Source organism: Burkholderia sp. BCC1972 (genome assembly GCF_905339605.1).
Classification (GTDB): Bacteria; Pseudomonadota; Gammaproteobacteria; order Burkholderiales; family Burkholderiaceae; genus Burkholderia.
In genome coordinates, this window is sequence record NZ_CAJPGH010000045.1 from 23,773 (window position 1) to 39,362 (window position 15,590).

The 15,590-nt window shown below is 67.9% G+C and carries 16 protein-coding genes and 2 tRNA genes; 7 read left to right on the forward strand and 11 right to left on the reverse strand.

Annotated features, from left to right (window positions below; genetic code table 11):
• The first annotated feature begins 69 nt into the window (after positions 1-69).
• A complete protein-coding gene (locus U5798_RS35630; protein ID WP_011544912.1) occupies positions 70-582 on the forward strand; it encodes an acyl-CoA thioesterase in 513 nt (170 codons plus the stop codon).
• 46 nt (positions 583-628) lie between these two features.
• Here U5798_RS35630 and fumC read toward each other — a convergent pair whose 3' ends face one another.
• The 3 genes from fumC to U5798_RS35645 form a co-directional block, all read right to left on the reverse strand.
• Positions 629-2,023 (reverse strand): class II fumarate hydratase, encoded by a 1,395-nt coding sequence (gene fumC / locus U5798_RS35635; RefSeq protein ID WP_124456051.1) that lies wholly within the window; start codon positions 2,021-2,023, stop codon positions 629-631.
• A gap of 145 nt (positions 2,024-2,168) precedes the next feature.
• The gene (gene norM, locus U5798_RS35640; protein ID WP_124456050.1) at positions 2,169-3,554 is read right to left on the reverse strand and encodes a multidrug efflux MATE transporter NorM; all 1,386 of its coding nucleotides are present in this window, start codon (positions 3,552-3,554) and stop codon (positions 2,169-2,171) included.
• 326 nt (positions 3,555-3,880) lie between these two features.
• Positions 3,881-4,099: an RNA-binding S4 domain-containing protein gene (locus U5798_RS35645; RefSeq protein ID WP_124456049.1), complete on the reverse strand. Its 219-nt coding sequence runs from the start codon at positions 4,097-4,099 to the stop codon at positions 3,881-3,883.
• Between the two features lie 270 nt (positions 4,100-4,369).
• Between U5798_RS35645 and U5798_RS35650 the strand changes: the two genes are divergently transcribed.
• A complete protein-coding gene (locus U5798_RS35650) occupies positions 4,370-4,771 on the forward strand; it encodes a hypothetical protein (protein ID WP_322084759.1) in 402 nt (133 codons plus the stop codon).
• A 126-nt stretch (positions 4,772-4,897) separates the two neighbouring features.
• On the opposite strand, the gene U5798_RS35655 is transcribed toward U5798_RS35650, so the two are convergent.
• From U5798_RS35655 to fdxA, 8 genes are all read right to left on the reverse strand, one after another.
• Complete coding sequence (locus U5798_RS35655) at positions 4,898-5,683, reverse strand: DUF4088 family protein (RefSeq protein WP_124456047.1); 786 nt, start codon at positions 5,681-5,683, stop codon at positions 4,898-4,900.
• Between the two features lie 160 nt (positions 5,684-5,843).
• A complete protein-coding gene (locus tag U5798_RS35660; protein WP_124456046.1) occupies positions 5,844-6,182 on the reverse strand; it encodes an AzlD domain-containing protein in 339 nt (112 codons plus the stop codon).
• Entirely contained in the window at positions 6,179-6,931 is a 753-nt protein-coding gene (locus U5798_RS35665; protein WP_124456045.1) for an AzlC family ABC transporter permease, read from the reverse strand. The genes U5798_RS35660 and U5798_RS35665 overlap by 4 nt, the downstream gene beginning before the upstream one ends.
• A gap of 146 nt (positions 6,932-7,077) precedes the next feature.
• Positions 7,078-7,983 carry an AraC family transcriptional regulator gene (locus U5798_RS35670; protein WP_124456044.1) on the reverse strand — a complete coding sequence of 302 codons (906 nt, stop codon included), beginning with the start codon at positions 7,981-7,983 and terminating at the stop codon, positions 7,078-7,080.
• Positions 7,984-8,045: 62 nt separating this feature from the next.
• Complete coding sequence (locus tag U5798_RS35675; RefSeq protein ID WP_322084760.1) at positions 8,046-8,531, reverse strand: CreA family protein; 486 nt, start codon at positions 8,529-8,531, stop codon at positions 8,046-8,048.
• A 127-nt stretch (positions 8,532-8,658) separates the two neighbouring features.
• Positions 8,659-8,734 (reverse strand) — tRNA-Asn (locus tag U5798_RS35680).
• A gap of 72 nt (positions 8,735-8,806) precedes the next feature.
• Positions 8,807-8,882: transfer RNA gene (locus U5798_RS35685), tRNA-Asn, on the reverse strand.
• Between the two features lie 103 nt (positions 8,883-8,985).
• Positions 8,986-9,309 carry a ferredoxin FdxA gene (gene fdxA / locus U5798_RS35690; RefSeq protein WP_124456042.1) on the reverse strand — a complete coding sequence of 108 codons (324 nt, stop codon included), beginning with the start codon at positions 9,307-9,309 and terminating at the stop codon, positions 8,986-8,988.
• Between the two features lie 267 nt (positions 9,310-9,576).
• Between fdxA and pncB the strand changes: the two genes are divergently transcribed.
• The 5 genes from pncB (at position 9,577) to rmuC (ending at position 15,547) form a co-directional block, all read left to right on the forward strand.
• Positions 9,577-10,776 carry a nicotinate phosphoribosyltransferase gene (gene pncB, locus U5798_RS35695; protein WP_322084761.1) on the forward strand — a complete coding sequence of 400 codons (1,200 nt, stop codon included), beginning with the start codon at positions 9,577-9,579 and terminating at the stop codon, positions 10,774-10,776.
• A gap of 88 nt (positions 10,777-10,864) precedes the next feature.
• Complete coding sequence (locus tag U5798_RS35700) at positions 10,865-11,527, forward strand: LutC/YkgG family protein (protein ID WP_124456040.1); 663 nt, start codon at positions 10,865-10,867, stop codon at positions 11,525-11,527.
• A 43-nt stretch (positions 11,528-11,570) separates the two neighbouring features.
• On the forward strand, positions 11,571-13,001 hold the full coding sequence (locus tag U5798_RS35705) for a sodium:proton antiporter (RefSeq protein ID WP_124456039.1): 1,431 nt from the start codon (positions 11,571-11,573) through the stop codon (positions 12,999-13,001).
• Positions 13,002-13,082: 81 nt separating this feature from the next.
• The gene (locus tag U5798_RS35710) at positions 13,083-14,072 is read left to right on the forward strand and encodes a D-glycerate dehydrogenase (protein ID WP_322084762.1); all 990 of its coding nucleotides are present in this window, start codon (positions 13,083-13,085) and stop codon (positions 14,070-14,072) included.
• Entirely contained in the window at positions 14,069-15,547 is a 1,479-nt protein-coding gene (rmuC, locus tag U5798_RS35715; protein ID WP_322084763.1) for a DNA recombination protein RmuC, read from the forward strand. The genes U5798_RS35710 and rmuC overlap by 4 nt, the downstream gene beginning before the upstream one ends.
• Positions 15,548-15,590: the final 43 nt, after the last annotated feature.

A 15,590-nucleotide genomic window follows, 5' to 3' on the forward strand; every position in this document is an offset into this window, starting at 1 on the left:
GCGACGCGTTGCCGCAGTGCAACGTATAATGGCCCGATTACAGCGCCCCCGCCGCCTGGAGCCAGAACGATGCCCCAACCGTCCCCCGTGCCGGCCGCCCTCGACCGCACCGAAACCGTATTCCGCTTCCTCGCCGAGCCTTCGTCCGTGAACTTCGGCGGCAAGGTGCATGGCGGCGCGCTGATGAAGTGGATCGACGAGGTCGCGTATGCGTGCGCGGCCGTCTGGTCGAGCCGCTATTGCGTGACGGTCAGCGTCGGCAACATCCGTTTCCAGCGTCCGATCCTGGTCGGCAACCTGGTCGAGCTGAAGGCGCGCGTCGTGGCGACGGGCCGTACCAGCATGCATATCCATGTGTCCGTACATGCGGGCGATCCGAAGGGCGGCGTGCTGCGCCAGACGACCGATTGCCTCGTCGTGTTCGTCGCGGTCGACGAGAACGGCAACCCGGTGCCGGTGCCGCCGTTCGTACCCGAGACCGACGAGCAGAAGGTGCTCGCGAAATATGCGGCCGACGTGCGGGCCGCGCTCGACAAGATCGTCGAGATGAAACCGGAAGAAGTCGCGAAGGGCGCGGTCTGACCGCGACGGGCGCCGCGCTCGCCGCGCCGCGCCCGCCGTCCTGCCTTTACCGCGTCCCGATCATCTGTTCGGGGCGCACCCACGCATCGAATTCCGCCTCGGTCAGGTAGCCGAGCGCGAGCGCGGCCGCCTTCAGCGTCGTGCCTTCCTTGTGCGCCTTCTTCGCGATCTGCGCGGACTTGTCGTAGCCGATGTGCGGATTGAGCGCCGTCACGAGCATCAGCGATTCGTTCAGCAGCAGGTCGATCCGCGAACGGTTCGGCTCGATGCCCACCGCGCAGTGATCGTTGAAGCTCTGCGCGCCGTCGGCGAGCAGCCGCACCGACTGCAGCACGTTGTGCGCGATCATCGGCCGGAACACGTTCAGCTCGAAATTGCCGCTCGCACCGCCGAAGTTGACCGCGACATCATTGCCGAACACCTGGCAGCACAGCATCGTCACGGCCTCCGACTGCGTCGGGTTCACCTTGCCCGGCATGATCGAGCTGCCCGGTTCGTTCTCCGGAATCGACAGTTCGCCGAGCCCGCAGCGCGGGCCGCTCGCGAGCCAGCGCACGTCGTTCGCGATCTTCATCAGGCCGGCCGCGACCGTCTTCAGCGCACCGTGCGCGAACACCAGCGCATCGGCGGCCGCCATTACCTCGAACTTGCTCGGCGCCGTCACGAACGGCAGCTTCGCGAGCCGGCCGATTTCGTCGGCGACGCGCACCGCGAACTCCGGATGCGCATTCAGTCCGGTGCCGACCGCGGTACCGCCGAGCGCGAGCTCGTACAGGTGCGGCAGCGCCGATTCGACGTGACGGATGCCCTGGTCGAGCTGCGCGACATAGCCGGAAAATTCCTGGCCGAGCGTGAGCGGCGTCGCGTCCTGCAGGTGCGTGCGGCCGATCTTCACGATGTCGGCGAACGCCTTCGACTTCGCATCGAGCGTCGTGCGCAGCGTGCGCAACGCCGGCAGCAGGTGGTTGACGATCGCGTAGGCGGCCGCGACGTGCATCGCAGTCGGGAACACGTCGTTCGACGACTGGCCGCGGTTCACGTCGTCGTTCGGATGCACCTTGCGCGCTTCGCCGCGCTCGCCGCCCATCAGCTCGCTCGCGCGATTCGCGATCACCTCGTTGAGGTTCATGTTGGTCTGCGTGCCGGAGCCCGTCTGCCACACCGCGAGCGGGAATTCGCGCGGATGCTTGCCGGCGATGATCTCGTCGGCCGCGTCGATGATCGCGCGCGCCTTGTCGTCGGCGAGCACGCCGAGCGACTGGTTCACGGCCGCCGCGGCACGCTTGACGATCGCCAGCGCGTGGATCAGCTCGGGCGACTGCTTCTCGGTCGAGATCCGGAAATTCTGCAGCGAGCGCTCGGTTTGCGCGCCCCAAAGGCGGTCGGCCGGCACGGCGATCTCGCCGAACGTGTCGCGTTCCATCCGAACTGCTTCGTTCATGATGCACTCCTCCAGGAAAGGGGAAGGGCCGCGCGTCGTCGCGCGGCGTCAGACGTATCGTGAGGCAGTCGCGCCGCTCGCGCGGCGTCTCGAGGGATTCAACCGACAAGCATAGCGCCGGCCGCGATTTCGCGTCGTGTCGCGCCTAGCGCGCCGCAATGAGTGAGGCGGTCTTGCGGTGAAAGCGCCAGGCCATCAGCGCGGCGACGCTCGCCAGGCCGGCCGCGAGCCCCCACCACAGGCCGCGCGCGCCCATGCCCGCGTGGAACGCGAACCAGTAGCCGGTCGGAAAGCCGATGCCCCAGTAGCCGAAGGTCGCGGCGAGCATCGGGATGCGCGTGTCCTTCAGGCCGCGCAGCGCGCCCGACCCGACGGTCTGCATCCCGTCGACGATCTGGAACACCGCGGCGATGCCGAGCAGCGACGCGGCGAGCGACACCGTGGCGGCGTTGGCCGGATCGTCGAGGTGCAGGTACAGGCCGACGATCGTATGCGGCGCGACGATCATCACGACGCCCGACAGCGACATGAACGCGACGCCGAGCGCGAGCGCGACGAAGCCCGCGTGCCGTGCGGCGACGGGCGAGCCCGCGCCGACCCAGTAGCCGACGCGCACGTTGGCGGCCTGGCCGATCGCGAGCGGCACCATGAACGACACCGACGCGACGTTCAGCGCGATCTGGTGCGCGGCCAGCGACGTCGCGCCCAGCACGCCGACCGTGAGGCCGGTGGCAAGGAACAGCGTCGATTCGACCCCGTACGTGATCGCGACCGGCCAGCCGATGCCGATCAGTTCGCCCATCACGGGCAGCTTCGGGCGCGACGCGGTCACGAAATGGCGGAAGCGCTGCCGGCCGTGCAGCAGCCAGATCAGCGCGAGCGCGGTGAGCCAGATCGTGATCGTCGTCGCGACCGCCGAGCCGAGAAAACCGAGGCGCGGCAGCCCGAATGCGCCGTGGATCAGCCCGTAGTTCAGCACGCCGTTGACGCCGACGCCGCCGATCGACACCCACAGCAGCCGCTTTGCGGCGCCGATCGCCGGCAGGAACGCGCGCATCAGCCCGACGCCGATCAGGCTGCCGAGCGCCGCGTAGCGCAGGATGCCCGTGTATTCGCCGACGTGATGCGCGAGCAGCGGCGGCTCGTGGAACATCAGCAGGATCGATTCGGACAACGACAGCGCGACGATCGCCGGAATCGCGAGCAGCACGGACAGCGCGAAGCCGGTCCAGTAGATGTGCGGCACGCGGTCCTCGGCCTGCGCGCCGCGCGCGTGCGCGACGCTCACGCTGACCGACGACAGCACGCCCTGCAGGATGGTCACGATGACGAAGAAGAAGTTCGCGCCGAGCCCGCCCGCGGCGAGCGAATCGGGGCCGAGCGAACCGAGCAGCACCGTGTCGGTGACGCTCATCGCCATCTGCGAAAGTTGGGCGATCGCGAGCGGCGCGGCGAGGCGCGCGGTATCGGCGGCGTGACTGGAGAGCGACGGCGGCGCAATGACCGTCCGCGTAAGACCGGAATGCGACATGGAATGGGCGCTCGCGCGGGTGCGGGCCCGCGCTATATGTATTTATTTTGAGAGACGCCTAGCTTACGGCTTTATTCAAACCGTGTCGAACGCGTGCGCCGATGGCCATGTCGCGGACAGGGGGAACGCGCGAATGCTAGGGCCTGTTCACGCTAATAACGGGCCAGCCCCACGAATGAATTTTCCAAAAAACAGGGGAACGTGCCTTGCCGGCCGCACTGCGGCGTCGATCGTCGCTTGTTTGGCGCGGCCAAACGGCGCTCCTCCCTCCTTGCATTGCGACCGGCAAGGCACGTTCGCAAGCCCGTTATTAGCGTGAACAGGCCCTAGGCCTCGCGCACCGCGATGCGCGTGTCGCCGAGCAGCACGACCTGGCCCGCGCGGATCTTGCAGGTCTTGCGCAGCTCGACGTTGCCGTCGACTTTCACCGCGCCGGACGCGACGATCAGCTTCGCGGTGCCGCCGCTGTCCGCGAGGCCGGTGATCTTGAGAAGGTTGTGCAGCTCGACGTATTCGCCGGTCAGCGTGAAATCCAGATTGGGCATGACGAAGAAGGTGCGCAGGGCGCGGGAGGAAACGCTCCGCATCATACGGCACGGCGGGCCGGCACGCGAGCGCGGGCCGCCGCGGCACGCAGTTGTTAAGGACTGTGAGCGATTCGTCAGCAAATGAAACGGTGGGTAACAGTCTGAGAGATTCGAGAACCGGCCAGGCGCGCCGCGGGTCTTTTGTCGTACCTGCTGCGTGTTGCGGCAGGGGACGCGACGGACTGCATCGATGCGGTCCGGGCTCACAACTTCTCGAGGAGAATTGCCATGTCCAAGATTCGTACGATGCTGATCGGTGCCGCGCTGACGGCGTTCGCCACTTCGGCCGCATTTGCCCAGACGGGTACGGCGGCGCAGGGTGCGGCCGGTGCCGGCGTGCAGGCGCAGACTCCGGCGGCAGGTGTCGGCGCAGGCGTGCAGGGCGGTGCCGGCGCGAACGCGTCGGGCAACGCGGTCGGCGGTGCCACGGATGCGGTCGGCACGGCAGCCGACGGTGCGAAGGATTCGGCGTCGTCGGCCGTCCATTCGGCCAAGAAGCACACGAAGCATGCCGCGAAGTCGGCCAAGGGCCATGTCGGCGCAGCCAAGGCGAAGGCCGGCGAAGCGACCGAAGGCGGCGCGTCGGTCGGCGCGGAAGGCGGTGCATCGGCCCAGGGCGCCACGCAGTAAGCGGCGCCTGGCGCCGCGTGACGCTCGCCCCCTGGGCGTCGCGCCGGAGGCCATCCGACGGCCCGGTTCGCTTTGCGCGAACCGGGCCGTTTTCATGGGTTCATGCTTTCGGCGGGCGGGGCGCGGTCACGGCCGGCGCTGTCCTGGCCCCTGTCCCGGTTGCCCCGGCGCCGGTCGCACGGCGGCCGGCGTGAACACGCCGCGCAGCCATGCGGCGAGCCGCGCGAAGACGTCGTACGGTTCCTCGACGAAGATCTCCGGCTTCAGCAGCCGCAGGTATTCCATGATCTGCTGCGCTTCCTGCTTCTGGAACGAGCCATGCGCGAGCCCGAGCCGCAGCAGCCCGCGCAGTTCGCCGAGCTTGTCGCGCGCGGTGCTGCCGACGCTCATCTCGCACGCGAGCTTGGCCTCGTAAATGCGCTGACGCAACGATTCGGCGAGCCGCCACGCGGGCGTCTGCATCAGTTCCTCGAGCGTCTGGATGTCTTGCGCGGCGCCCTTGATCTGCGATGCAAGCGGATCGATCAGCGACGGGTCGCCCTGCGCTTCGGCGACGATCGCCTTCGCCCAGTCGCGGCATGCTTTCGCGAGTTCGTCGGGGGTCCATTCGGAGCGCGATGCGAAGCCGAAGCCGAATTCGCCGGCCTGTCGCATCAGGATCGCGACGACGTCCGGAAATTCCTTGTCGAGCGTGCGCTTGGCCCACGCGTACTGGCCGCCCTGCAGCATCCGCTGCACCGCGTGCTCGGTCAGCGGCACCATGTTGTCGAGCAACTTGGCGCGCAGGAAATCCTCGAACGACGGCGTCGCGAACTGCGGGTCGAGTTTCAGCGACACGCGGACGAACGCGTCGTAGTCCTTGCGTAGGGACTCGAGCGTGTCGTCCTTGAGGGAAAGGGTGATCTGGCCCATGAATCGTCTCGATGGCGGCCCGCGCAAGCCGACGGCCGGCACGGCGCACCGGAGCGGGCGCAGCGTCGACTGACCGGTACGCGCCGAGGCCGGTGGCGGGTCTTCATTCCCTATATCGGCGCGCCGGGCGAAAACTTGAGCGCGCGGGTAGAGCGACCGCTCAGGCGGGCAGCCAGTGCGGGATCACGACCCCTTGCCAGAAGAAGAACACCGCGAGCCCCGCGGCGATCGTCACGAGCGGGCGGCGGGTTGCCGCCGACACGAGCACGGCGGCGAGCGCGCCGACGAGTTGCGGATTGCGCCAGGTGAGCTCGGCCGTGCCGCCGTGCGGCGAGACGGTCATCGGCACGATGATCGCCGTCAGCACGGTGACGGGGACGAAGCCGAGCGCGGTCCGCACGAGCGGCGGGAAGGTCAGCCGTTCGCCGAACAGGAACAGCGTCGAGCGAATCGCGTACGTAATGACGGCCATGCCGAGGATCAGCAGCGCGTAGCTCATGATGCAGCCTCCGTGCGCGAGCCGGTGCGCGTGCGTTCGTGCAGCAGCGTGAGCACGACGCCGATCGCGACGCCGGCGGCGACCGCGCCGAGCAACCCGAGCTTGTACGGCCAGTCCTGCCAGAAGTACGCAAGCGTGCCGGCCGTCGCGGCCGCCGCGAAATAGCGCAGCGTGCCGAGTTGCGGGACGACGATCGCGATGAAGGTGGCCGCCATCGCGAAATCGAGGCCGAGCGACTGCAGGCCCGGGAACGCCGCGCCGAAGCCGATGCCCGCGAGTGTCCAGACCTGCCAGTTCAGGTACATCGCGAGCCCGGACCCGAAGAAGTAGTGGGGGCCGATCGTGCCGGGCGCGAAGTGCCGGTAGTGCGCATAGGCGACCGCGAACACCTCGTCGGTCATCAACGCGCCGAGCGTCGCGCGCCAGCGCAGCGGCAGGTGCGCGACATAGGGCGCGAGCGTCGCGCTGTACAGCAGGTGGCGCAGGTTCACGATCAGCGTGGTCGCGAGCACGACGACGAAGCTCGCGCTGCCGGCGATCAGGCCGAGCGCGATGAACTGCGCGGAGCCCGCGAACACGGCGAGCGACATCAGCGCGCCGTGCCATGCGGCGAGCGGGCCGCCGCCGACGAGCGTGCCGAAAATCACGCCGAACGGTGCTGCGCCGATCATCATCGGAATCGTGTCGCGCGCGCCGTCGAGCCATTCGTTGAGCGGGCGGCGAGGCGGCGAGGCGGGTGTCGGGTTCAAAGGGTCTCCTCCATGAACAGGAGGATAGCCAGCGGGCGGCGGGCCGGCTTGTATGTTCTTGCGCTCGCGGAATCGGGGCGGGGCGATGCCCGGGAGCCGGCCGGCGCCGGCTGGCGGTGCGGTTGCCCGCTGCCGGGCGCCGCGCGTCAGCTCGCCTGCCAGCGCCCGGGCGGTACGCCGAACATCCGTTTGAAATGTCGCGTGAAGTGGCTCTGGTCGACGAAGCCGCTGGCCGCCGCGACGTCGGCGACGGGCACGCCCGCGCGTAGCGGCGCCAGCGCGCGCTGCAGCCGCAGCTGGTTGCGCCATGCATGCGGCGGCATGCCGGTCGTGCGCGTGAACAGGCGCGCCGCGTGGAACGGCGACAGGCCGACGGCCTGCGCGACGTCGTCGAGCGTCACCGTGGACAGCAGGTCGCCTGCGAGCCGCTCGCGCATGGCGTCGACGCGTGGTTCGTCGGTCGCGAGCGGCGCCGGTTGCGGCCGCACGTCGGCGTGGCGCGCGATCAACGTCGACAGCGCGTCGAGCATCGCGGTTTCGGCGGCGAGCGGATCGTAGATGCGTGGTGCGTCGGGCGCTGGATCATCCGCCGGCTGCCCGGGTGCATGTGCCTGCGACGACAGCGCGCGCTCGCTGCCGGCTTCCATCATCCGGTGCGCCAGCGTGAGCCGGGCCGCGAGATCGGGATCGCGAATCACGCCGGGGGCAAACCAGGGAGCCTCCTGCGGGCGGCCGGCGATCTCGCTTGCGAGTGCGTGGATGAATTCCACCGGCATGTAGCTGACGCGATAGCACCAGCCTTCGTCGGTGGCACGCGACCCTGTATGCACTTCGCCGGGATTGATCACGGGCACGGTGCCCGTTTCGGCGACATAGCCGGCACCGCGATAGGTGAACCGTTCCGCGCCTTCGAGAATCACGGGGATCGTGTACGCGTCGTGCCAGTGCGGCGCGAACGCGTGATCGCGATAGGTGGCCGTGAGCAGATCCGCGTCCGGCAGCAGCGGCGTGCGCCAGTAGCGTGCGGCGTCGGGAAGGCGGGTGGCGGACATGATCGGGCGCGGGAGCGGTCGAACCGACAGTGTATCGCTCGCGCGCCCGGCCGGTGTGCGCGTTACTTGACCGGAATCGTCGTGCCGGCCGGCATCGGCACCGCGGTGACGGCGTTCTTCGGGCTGCCGCTGACGATGCGGTCGCTGTAGGTCAGGTAGACGATCGTGTTGCGCTTCGTGTCGACGACGCGCACGACATGCAGCGTCTTGAAGATGAACGACATGCGCTCGCTGAACACGTCGGTCTGCTGCTTGAGCGGCTCCTTGAAGCCGATCGGGCCGACCTGCCGGCACGCGATCGACGCTTCGCTCGGATCCTCGGCGACGCCGAGCGTGCCCTTGATCCCGCCGGTGCGGGCGCGCGATACGTAGCAGGTCACGCCGGTCACGACCGGATCGTCATACGCTTCGACGACCACGCGGTCGGAGCCCGTGACGCGGAAATGGGTGTTGACGCTGCCGACTTCCTCCGCGTGCGCGAGCGGTGCCGCGGCGAATGCGGAAAACAGGAGGGCGAACGGGGCGGAGCGGAGGAGGCGATGCTTCATCGACGGGACCGGATGCGAATGCGGGAGAGAGACTCTAGCACGCGCGTGACCGGGCGATGAACGGCAGAGAAGCGAGCGGGCGGCCGTAAAAACAAAAGGCCCGTCGAATGACGGGCCTTTCGCTGTCTGGCTCCCCGACCTGGGCTCGAACCAGGGACCTACGGATTAACAGTCCGGCGCTCTACCGACTGAGCTATCGGGGAATAAATCGGTACATCTGCGTGTGTTGTTTCCAACAAAAAACCCGTCCACTTTCAACGGACCTTTGTGTTTTTTGGCTCCCCGACCTGGGCTCGAACCAGGGACCTACGGATTAACAGTCCGGCGCTCTACCGACTGAGCTATCGGGGAACAAACAACAACAGCAGAGAAACGAGATTGTATGGAGTGGTCGCTAACCTGTCAATACTTTTGGGCCGCGATGCACAAAATTTTTTTCGCGCCCGCTGCGCGATCAGCGCTCGAGCAGGTGCAGCTTCTCCTGCACGTCCTTCCACTCGTCCGCGTCGGCCGGTGCCGGCTTGGTCTTCGTGATCGACGGCCAGCTCTTTGCCAGCTCGGCATTCAGCTCGGTGAACTGCTGCTGGTCGCCCGGAACGTCTTCTTCGGCATAGATCGCATTGGTCGGGCACTCGGCGACGCACACGGCGCAGTCGATGCACTCGTCCGGATCGATGGCGAGAAAGTTGGGACCTTCACGGAAGCAATCCACCGGGCACACATCCACGCAGTCCGTGTATTTGCACTTGATGCAGCCTTCGGTCACAACGTGAGTCATTAAAACGCTCCTGCTTGGCGGTATATATGGGGTGGCGTTTGCGCCAAAAGCGGCATTGTAACTGAAGCGCAAAACCCGCATGGCGTGGTCGGCTATCCGGCTTATATCGTTTCGTGATTAGTTTATGGGGTGCGCAAAGCGGATGCCCGCACGCAGGGCGGCGGGCGGTTTCACGATGGTCGGGCCCGCATTCGGGTAACATGGCCGACAGACCGGGCGGCGCGCGGTGCGCCGGGGCCCTGTCACGATATTGGCGGTGCCGTAATCATGATCATCACTTCGCTGCTCGACACGGATCTCTACAAGTTCACGATGATGCAGGTCGTCCTGCATCACTTTCCCGCTGCAAACGTCGAATACCGTTTCCGGTGCCGCACGCCGGGCGTCGACCTCGTGCCGTACATCGACGAGATCCGCGACGAGGTGCGCGGCCTGTGCGCGCTGCGCTTTTCCGACGTCGAACTCGACTACCTGCGGCGGATGCGCTTCATCAAGAGCGATTTCGTCGACTTCCTCGCGCTGTTCCACCTGAACGAGAAATACATCTCGATCACGCCGTCGCCGAAGGGCAATGGCGAGATCGACATCGTGATCGAGGGGCCGTGGCTGCACACGATCCTGTTCGAGATCCCGGTGCTCGCGATCGTCAACGAAGTCTATTTCCGCAACACGCAGCGCGAGCCCGACTATCGCGAGGGCCGCGAGCGGCTGCGCGAGAAGATCAAGCTGCTCGGCGCGAAGCCCGAGTTCGCCGACTGCAAGATCGCCGACTACGGCACGCGCCGGCGCTTCTCGAAGGTCTGGCACGAGGAAGTCGCGCTCACGCTGCGCGACGGGCTCGGCCCGCAGTTCGCGGGCACGAGCAACGTGCTGTATGCGATGAAGCACGACATCACGCCGCTCGGCACGATGGCGCACGAGTACCTGCAGGCGTGCCAGGCGCTCGGCCCGCGGCTGCGCGATTCGCAGATCTACGGGTTCGAGATGTGGGCGAAGGAATACCGCGGCGACCTCGGGATCGCGCTGTCGGACGTCTACGGGATGAATGCGTTCCTGAACGACTTCGACATGTACTTCTGCAAGCTGTTCGACGGCGCGCGCCACGATTCGGGCGATCCGTTCGACTGGGGCGAGCGGATGCTGCGCCACTACGAGGCGAACCGCTGCGACCCGCGCACCAAGGTGCTCGTGTTCTCGGACGCACTCGACATCCCGAAGGTCATGCAGTTGTACGAACGGTTCCGCGGCCGCTGCAAGCTCGCGTTCGGCGTCGGCACGAACCTCACCAACGATCTCGGCTACGTGCCGCTGCAGATCGTGATCAAGATGGTCCGCTGCAACGGCCAGCCGGTCGCGAAGCTGTCGGATTCGCCGGGCAAGAGCATGTGCGACGACAAGGCGTATCTCGCGTACCTGCGCCAGGTGTTCGGCATTGCGCAGCCGGTCGAGGAAGACGCGTCGAAGTAGCCGCCGGCCGTTCGGCCGAAGGTGCGTGGCGGCAGGGGCGGCCGGTATAATCGGACGGTATTGCATGCCACTGTCACGAGGACCGTTCATGGACACTTCCGCTGCCCGTCGCCAGATCCTCGCGCGCATCCGCGCGGCGCAGGGGCGCGCGGCCGAACCCGATGCAGCGGAGCGCGACGGCGTCGCCGACTATCTCGCGCAGCATCCGCAGGGCCCGCGCCCGCCGGCGCCGGCCGACCTCGTCGCCGCCTTCGTCGACGAAGCGGCGCGCCTGTCGACCACGGTCGACGAAGTCGCGACGCTGGCCGACGCGCCCGCCGCCGCTGCCCGCTATCTTTCCGCTCATGGCCTGCCGGCGCAGGCCGTCGCGTGGCGCACGCTGGCCGATCTCGACTGGGCCGGCGCCGGCCTGTCGGTCGAATGCCGCAAGCCGCGCGACGGCGATCTCGTCGGCCTCACCGGCTGTTTTTGCGCGACCGCCGAAACGGGTTCGCTGGTGCTGCTGTCGGGCCCCGACACCTATGCATCGGCCGGCCTGCTGCCGGAAACCCACATTGCGATCGTACCGGCTTCGCGGATCGTCGCCGGGCATGAAGACGCGTTCGCGCTGATCCGCGCGGAGCGCGGCGAATTGCCGCGCGCGGTCAATTTCGTGTCGGGCCCGTCGCGCACGGGCGACATCGAGCAGACCATCGTACTGGGCGCGCACGGCCCGTACCGCGTGCACGTGATCGTCGTACGCGGCGCATGACGCGCCCGCTGCACCCCCTATCACTCGAACAAGGAAGTTCTGCATGAAACGACATGCCGCCTGGGCGGGCATGGCGTCGGGAATCGCGCTTGGCGCGGCGCCCGCGCTCGCATCGGCCGCCACGCTCGACGGTGCCACGCTGTCCGCACTCTGGGGCATCCCGTTTGCCGGGATCCTGCTGTCGATCGCGCTGTTCCCGCTCGTCGCGCCGGTGTTCTGGCATCACCACTTCGGCAAGATCGCGGCCGGCTGGGCGGTCGTGTTCCTGATCCCGTTCGCGTTCGCGTTCGGCGCGGGCACCGCGTTCGGCACGCTCGTGCATGCGCTGCTCGAGGAATACATTCCGTTCATCGTGCTGCTCACCGCGCTCTATACGGTCGCGGGCGGCATCTGCGTGAACGGCAACCTGCACGGCTCGCCGAAGCTGAACACCGCGATTCTCGCGCTCGGCACGCTGCTCGCGAGCGTGATGGGCACGACGGGCGCCGCGATGCTGCTGATCCGGCCGCTCCTGCGCGCGAACGACAACCGCAAGCATGTCGTGCACGTCGTGATCTTCTTCATCTTCCTCGTCGCGAATGCGGGCGGTTCGCTGTCGCCGCTCGGCGATCCGCCGCTGTTCCTCGGCTTCCTGAACGGCGTCAGCTTCTTCTGGACCACCACGCATCTCGCGTTGCCGATGCTGTTCATCTGCGTCGTGCTGCTGGCGCTGTTCTTCGCGCTCGATACGTACTTCTACCGGAAGGGCGGCGAGGAGCGGCCGGCCGCGCTCGATCCGACACCCGATGCCGCGGCGCTGTCGATCGACGGCAAGATCAACTTCGTGCTGCTCGCGGCCGTGATCGCGCTCGTGCTGATGAGCGGCGTGTGGAAGCCCGGCATCACGTTCGACGTGTGGGGCACGCACGTGGCGTTGCAGAACCTCGTGCGCGACGTCGCGCTCGTGGGCGTGACGCTCGCGTCGCTCGCGCTGACGCCGCGCTCCGCGCGCGAGGGCAACGCGTTCAACTGGGCGCCGATCGAGGAGGTCGCAAAGCTGTTTGCCGGGATCTTCGTGACGATCGCGCCGGTGATCGTGATCCTGCGCGCGGGGGCGGACGGTGCGTTCGCGCAGATCGTCCATCTCGTCACGGGGCCGGACGGCAAGCCGATCGACGCGATGTACTTCTGGGCGACGGGCCTGCTGTCGTCGTTCCTCGACAACGCGCCGACCTATCTCGTGTTCTTCAACCTCGCGGGCGGCGATGCGCAGGCGCTGATGACGACGGGCGCCTCGACGCTCGCCGCGATATCCGCGGGCGCGGTGTTCATGGGCGCGAACAGCTATATCGGCAACGCGCCGAACTTCATGGTGAAGGCGATCGCGGAGTCGCGCGGCGTGAAGATGCCGAGCTTCTTTGCGTACCTCGGCTGGGCACTCGTGATTCTGGTCCCCGTGTTCCTGCTGACGTCGCTGATCTTCTTCCCGGCGTAACCTGACGACTTTCAACCCAGCGCGGGCGATCCCGGCGGCGCGACGCGCACCGCGAGCGGCCCGCGGCATACGGAGATGGCGATGCAGAAGATCCTGGTCGCGCGTCCGATCTTTCCGGACGTGATCGAACGGCTCGAGCAGTATTTCGAAGTCGACTGGAACAACGGCGACGCGCTCGCGCCCGACGCGCTCGCCGCGCGTCTCGCCGACAAGGACGGCGCGCTGACGGCCGGCGACCCGGTCGGCGCGGCCACGCTCGCGGCGGCGCCGTGCTTGCGCGTCGTGGCGAACATGGCGGTCGGCTACAACAACTTCGACATGGCCGCGTTCAACGCGGCGAACGTCCTCGGCACCAACACGCCCGACGTGCTGAACGAGTCGACCGCCGATTTCGGCTGGGCGCTGATGATGGCCGCCGCGCGTCGGATCGCCGAATCCGAGCACTGGCTGCGTGCCGGTCACTGGCAGAAGTGGGCGTACGACGGCTTCCTTGGCGCCGACATCTACGGCTCGACGCTCGGCGTGATCGGAATGGGCCGCATCGGCCAGGCGCTCGCGCGCCGCGCCCGCGGCTTCGGGATGCAGGTGATTTATCACAACCGTTCGCGGGTCGCGCCCGAGATCGAGGCCGAGCTGAATGCCGAGTACGTATCGAAGGACGCGCTGCTCGCGCGTGCCGATCACGTCGTGCTCGTGCTGCCGTACACGCAGGAGAACCATCACACGATCGGGGCGGCCGAGCTCGCGAAGATGAAGCCCACGGCGACGCTGACCAACATCGCGCGCGGCGGGATCGTCGACGATGCGGCGCTGGCTGCTGCGCTGCGCGCAGGGACGATCGCCGCGGCCGGCCTCGACGTGTACGAAGGCGAGCCGACCGTGCATCCGGCGCTGCTCGAGGTGCCGAACGTCGTGCTGACGCCGCATATCGCGAGCGCGACCGAAAAGACGCGCCGCGCGATGGCGAACCTCGCCGCCGACAACCTGATCGCCGCACTGGGCGAGGGGCCGCGCGCCGGGCAGCCGCCGAATCCGATCAACCCTGACGTGATCGGGAAGCCGCGCGCATGACCATGACGTTGTTGCTTGCGGCGGTCGTCGTGCTGGCCGTCGCACTCGCGGTGGCGATCGTCGCGCTCGTGCGCGGCGGCGGCCGCCACGACGATGCGGCGGTGCTCGGCGACCAGATCGAGGACGCCGCGCATGCGCAGGCGCGTGCGGTCGAGCGCCTCGAACGCGAATTGCGCGGCGAGATCGTCGAGAACGCGCGCGGCTCGCGCACCGAACTGGCCGGCAGCTTCGCGCAGCTTCAGCAGACGCTCGCCGCGCAGCTGACGAGCGTGGCGACCGTGCAGAACAACCAGATCGAAGGCTTCGCGCAGCAGCTCGGCAAGCTCGTCGCCGGCAACGCGCAGCAGTTCGATGCGATGCGCGAGAGCTTGCAGCGCCAGGCGCAGCAGGCGCGCGATGAGCAGACGGGCGCACTGCGGCTGTTCGGCGACACGTTGAACCGGCAGCTCACGCAGCTGACCGAGGCGAACGACCGCCGGATCGGCGAGGTGCGCGCGACGCTCGAGCAGCGGCTGAAGGAAATCGAGACGAACAACGCGGCGAAGCTCGAGGAGATGCGCCGCACTGTCGACGAGAAGCTGCACGCGACACTGGAGCAGCGGCTCGGCGAATCGTTCAAGCTCGTGTCGGACCGGCTCGAACAGGTGCATCGCGGGCTCGGCGAAATGCAGACGCTCGCGGCCGGCGTCGGCGACCTGAAGAAGGTGCTGACCAACGTGAAGACGCGCGGCACCTGGGGCGAAGTGCAGCTCGAGGCGCTGCTCGAACAGATGCTGACGCCCGACCAGTACGCGAAGAACGTCGCGACGGTGCCGAAGAGCACCGAGCGCGTCGAGTTCGCGATCCGGCTGCCGGGGCGCGAAGCCGGTACGCGCGACTCGTCGCCGGTGTGGCTGCCGATCGACGCGAAATTCCCGCGCGAGGACTACGAGCGGCTGATCGATGCGCAGGAGCGTGCCGACGCGGCGGCTGTCGAGGAGGCCGCTCGCGCGCTCGAAACGCGCGTGCGGCTGGAAGCGCGCACGATCGCCGAGAAGTACGTCGCGCCGCCGCACACGACCGATTTCGCGCTGCTGTTCCTGCCGACCGAGGGGCTCTACGCGGAGATCCTGCGCCGCCCCGGCCTGACAGACCTGCTGCAGCGCGACTATCGCGTGACGGTTGCCGGGCCGACCACGCTTACGGCGCTGCTGAACAGCCTGCAGATGGGGTTCCGCACGCTCGCGATCGAGCAGCGTTCGAGCGAGGTGTGGCAGGTGCTCGGCGCGGTCAAGACGGAGTTCGGCAAGTTCGGCGACGTGCTCGCGCGCACGAAGGCGCAGCTCGAAACGGTCACGCGCTCGATCGAGTCCGCCGAGCAGCGCACGCGCGTGATGAGCCGCAAGCTGAAGCAGGTCGAGGCGCTGCCGGGCGACACGGCGGCCGGGCTGCTCGGCGCGGACGGGGCCGAAGGCGCCGATGCGGACGACGCATGACGCGTGCCGCCGGCCGCAGCCGGAACGAAAAACGGGCGCCTCG

Coding starts and splice junctions, on each gene's coding strand:
- U5798_RS35630 (WP_011544912.1), top strand. CDS start 70: ATGCCCCAACCGTCCCCCGTGCCGGCCGCCCTCGACCGCACCGAAACC.
- fumC (WP_124456051.1), bottom strand. CDS start 2,023: ATGAACGAAGCAGTTCGGATGGAACGCGACACGTTCGGCGAGATCGCC.
- norM (WP_124456050.1), bottom strand. CDS start 3,554: ATGTCGCATTCCGGTCTTACGCGGACGGTCATTGCGCCGCCGTCGCTC.
- U5798_RS35645 (WP_124456049.1), bottom strand. CDS start 4,099: ATGCCCAATCTGGATTTCACGCTGACCGGCGAATACGTCGAGCTGCAC.
- U5798_RS35650 (WP_322084759.1), top strand. CDS start 4,370: ATGTCCAAGATTCGTACGATGCTGATCGGTGCCGCGCTGACGGCGTTC.
- U5798_RS35655 (WP_124456047.1), bottom strand. CDS start 5,683: ATGGGCCAGATCACCCTTTCCCTCAAGGACGACACGCTCGAGTCCCTA.
- U5798_RS35660 (WP_124456046.1), bottom strand. CDS start 6,182: ATGAGCTACGCGCTGCTGATCCTCGGCATGGCCGTCATTACGTACGCG.
- U5798_RS35670 (WP_124456044.1), bottom strand. CDS start 7,983: ATGTCCGCCACCCGCCTTCCCGACGCCGCACGCTACTGGCGCACGCCG.
- U5798_RS35675 (WP_322084760.1), bottom strand. CDS start 8,531: ATGAAGCATCGCCTCCTCCGCTCCGCCCCGTTCGCCCTCCTGTTTTCC.
- fdxA (WP_124456042.1), bottom strand. CDS start 9,309: ATGACTCACGTTGTGACCGAAGGCTGCATCAAGTGCAAATACACGGAC.
- pncB (WP_322084761.1), top strand. CDS start 9,577: ATGATCATCACTTCGCTGCTCGACACGGATCTCTACAAGTTCACGATG.
- U5798_RS35700 (WP_124456040.1), top strand. CDS start 10,865: ATGGACACTTCCGCTGCCCGTCGCCAGATCCTCGCGCGCATCCGCGCG.
- U5798_RS35705 (WP_124456039.1), top strand. CDS start 11,571: ATGAAACGACATGCCGCCTGGGCGGGCATGGCGTCGGGAATCGCGCTT.
- U5798_RS35710 (WP_322084762.1), top strand. CDS start 13,083: ATGCAGAAGATCCTGGTCGCGCGTCCGATCTTTCCGGACGTGATCGAA.
- rmuC (WP_322084763.1), top strand. CDS start 14,069: ATGACCATGACGTTGTTGCTTGCGGCGGTCGTCGTGCTGGCCGTCGCA.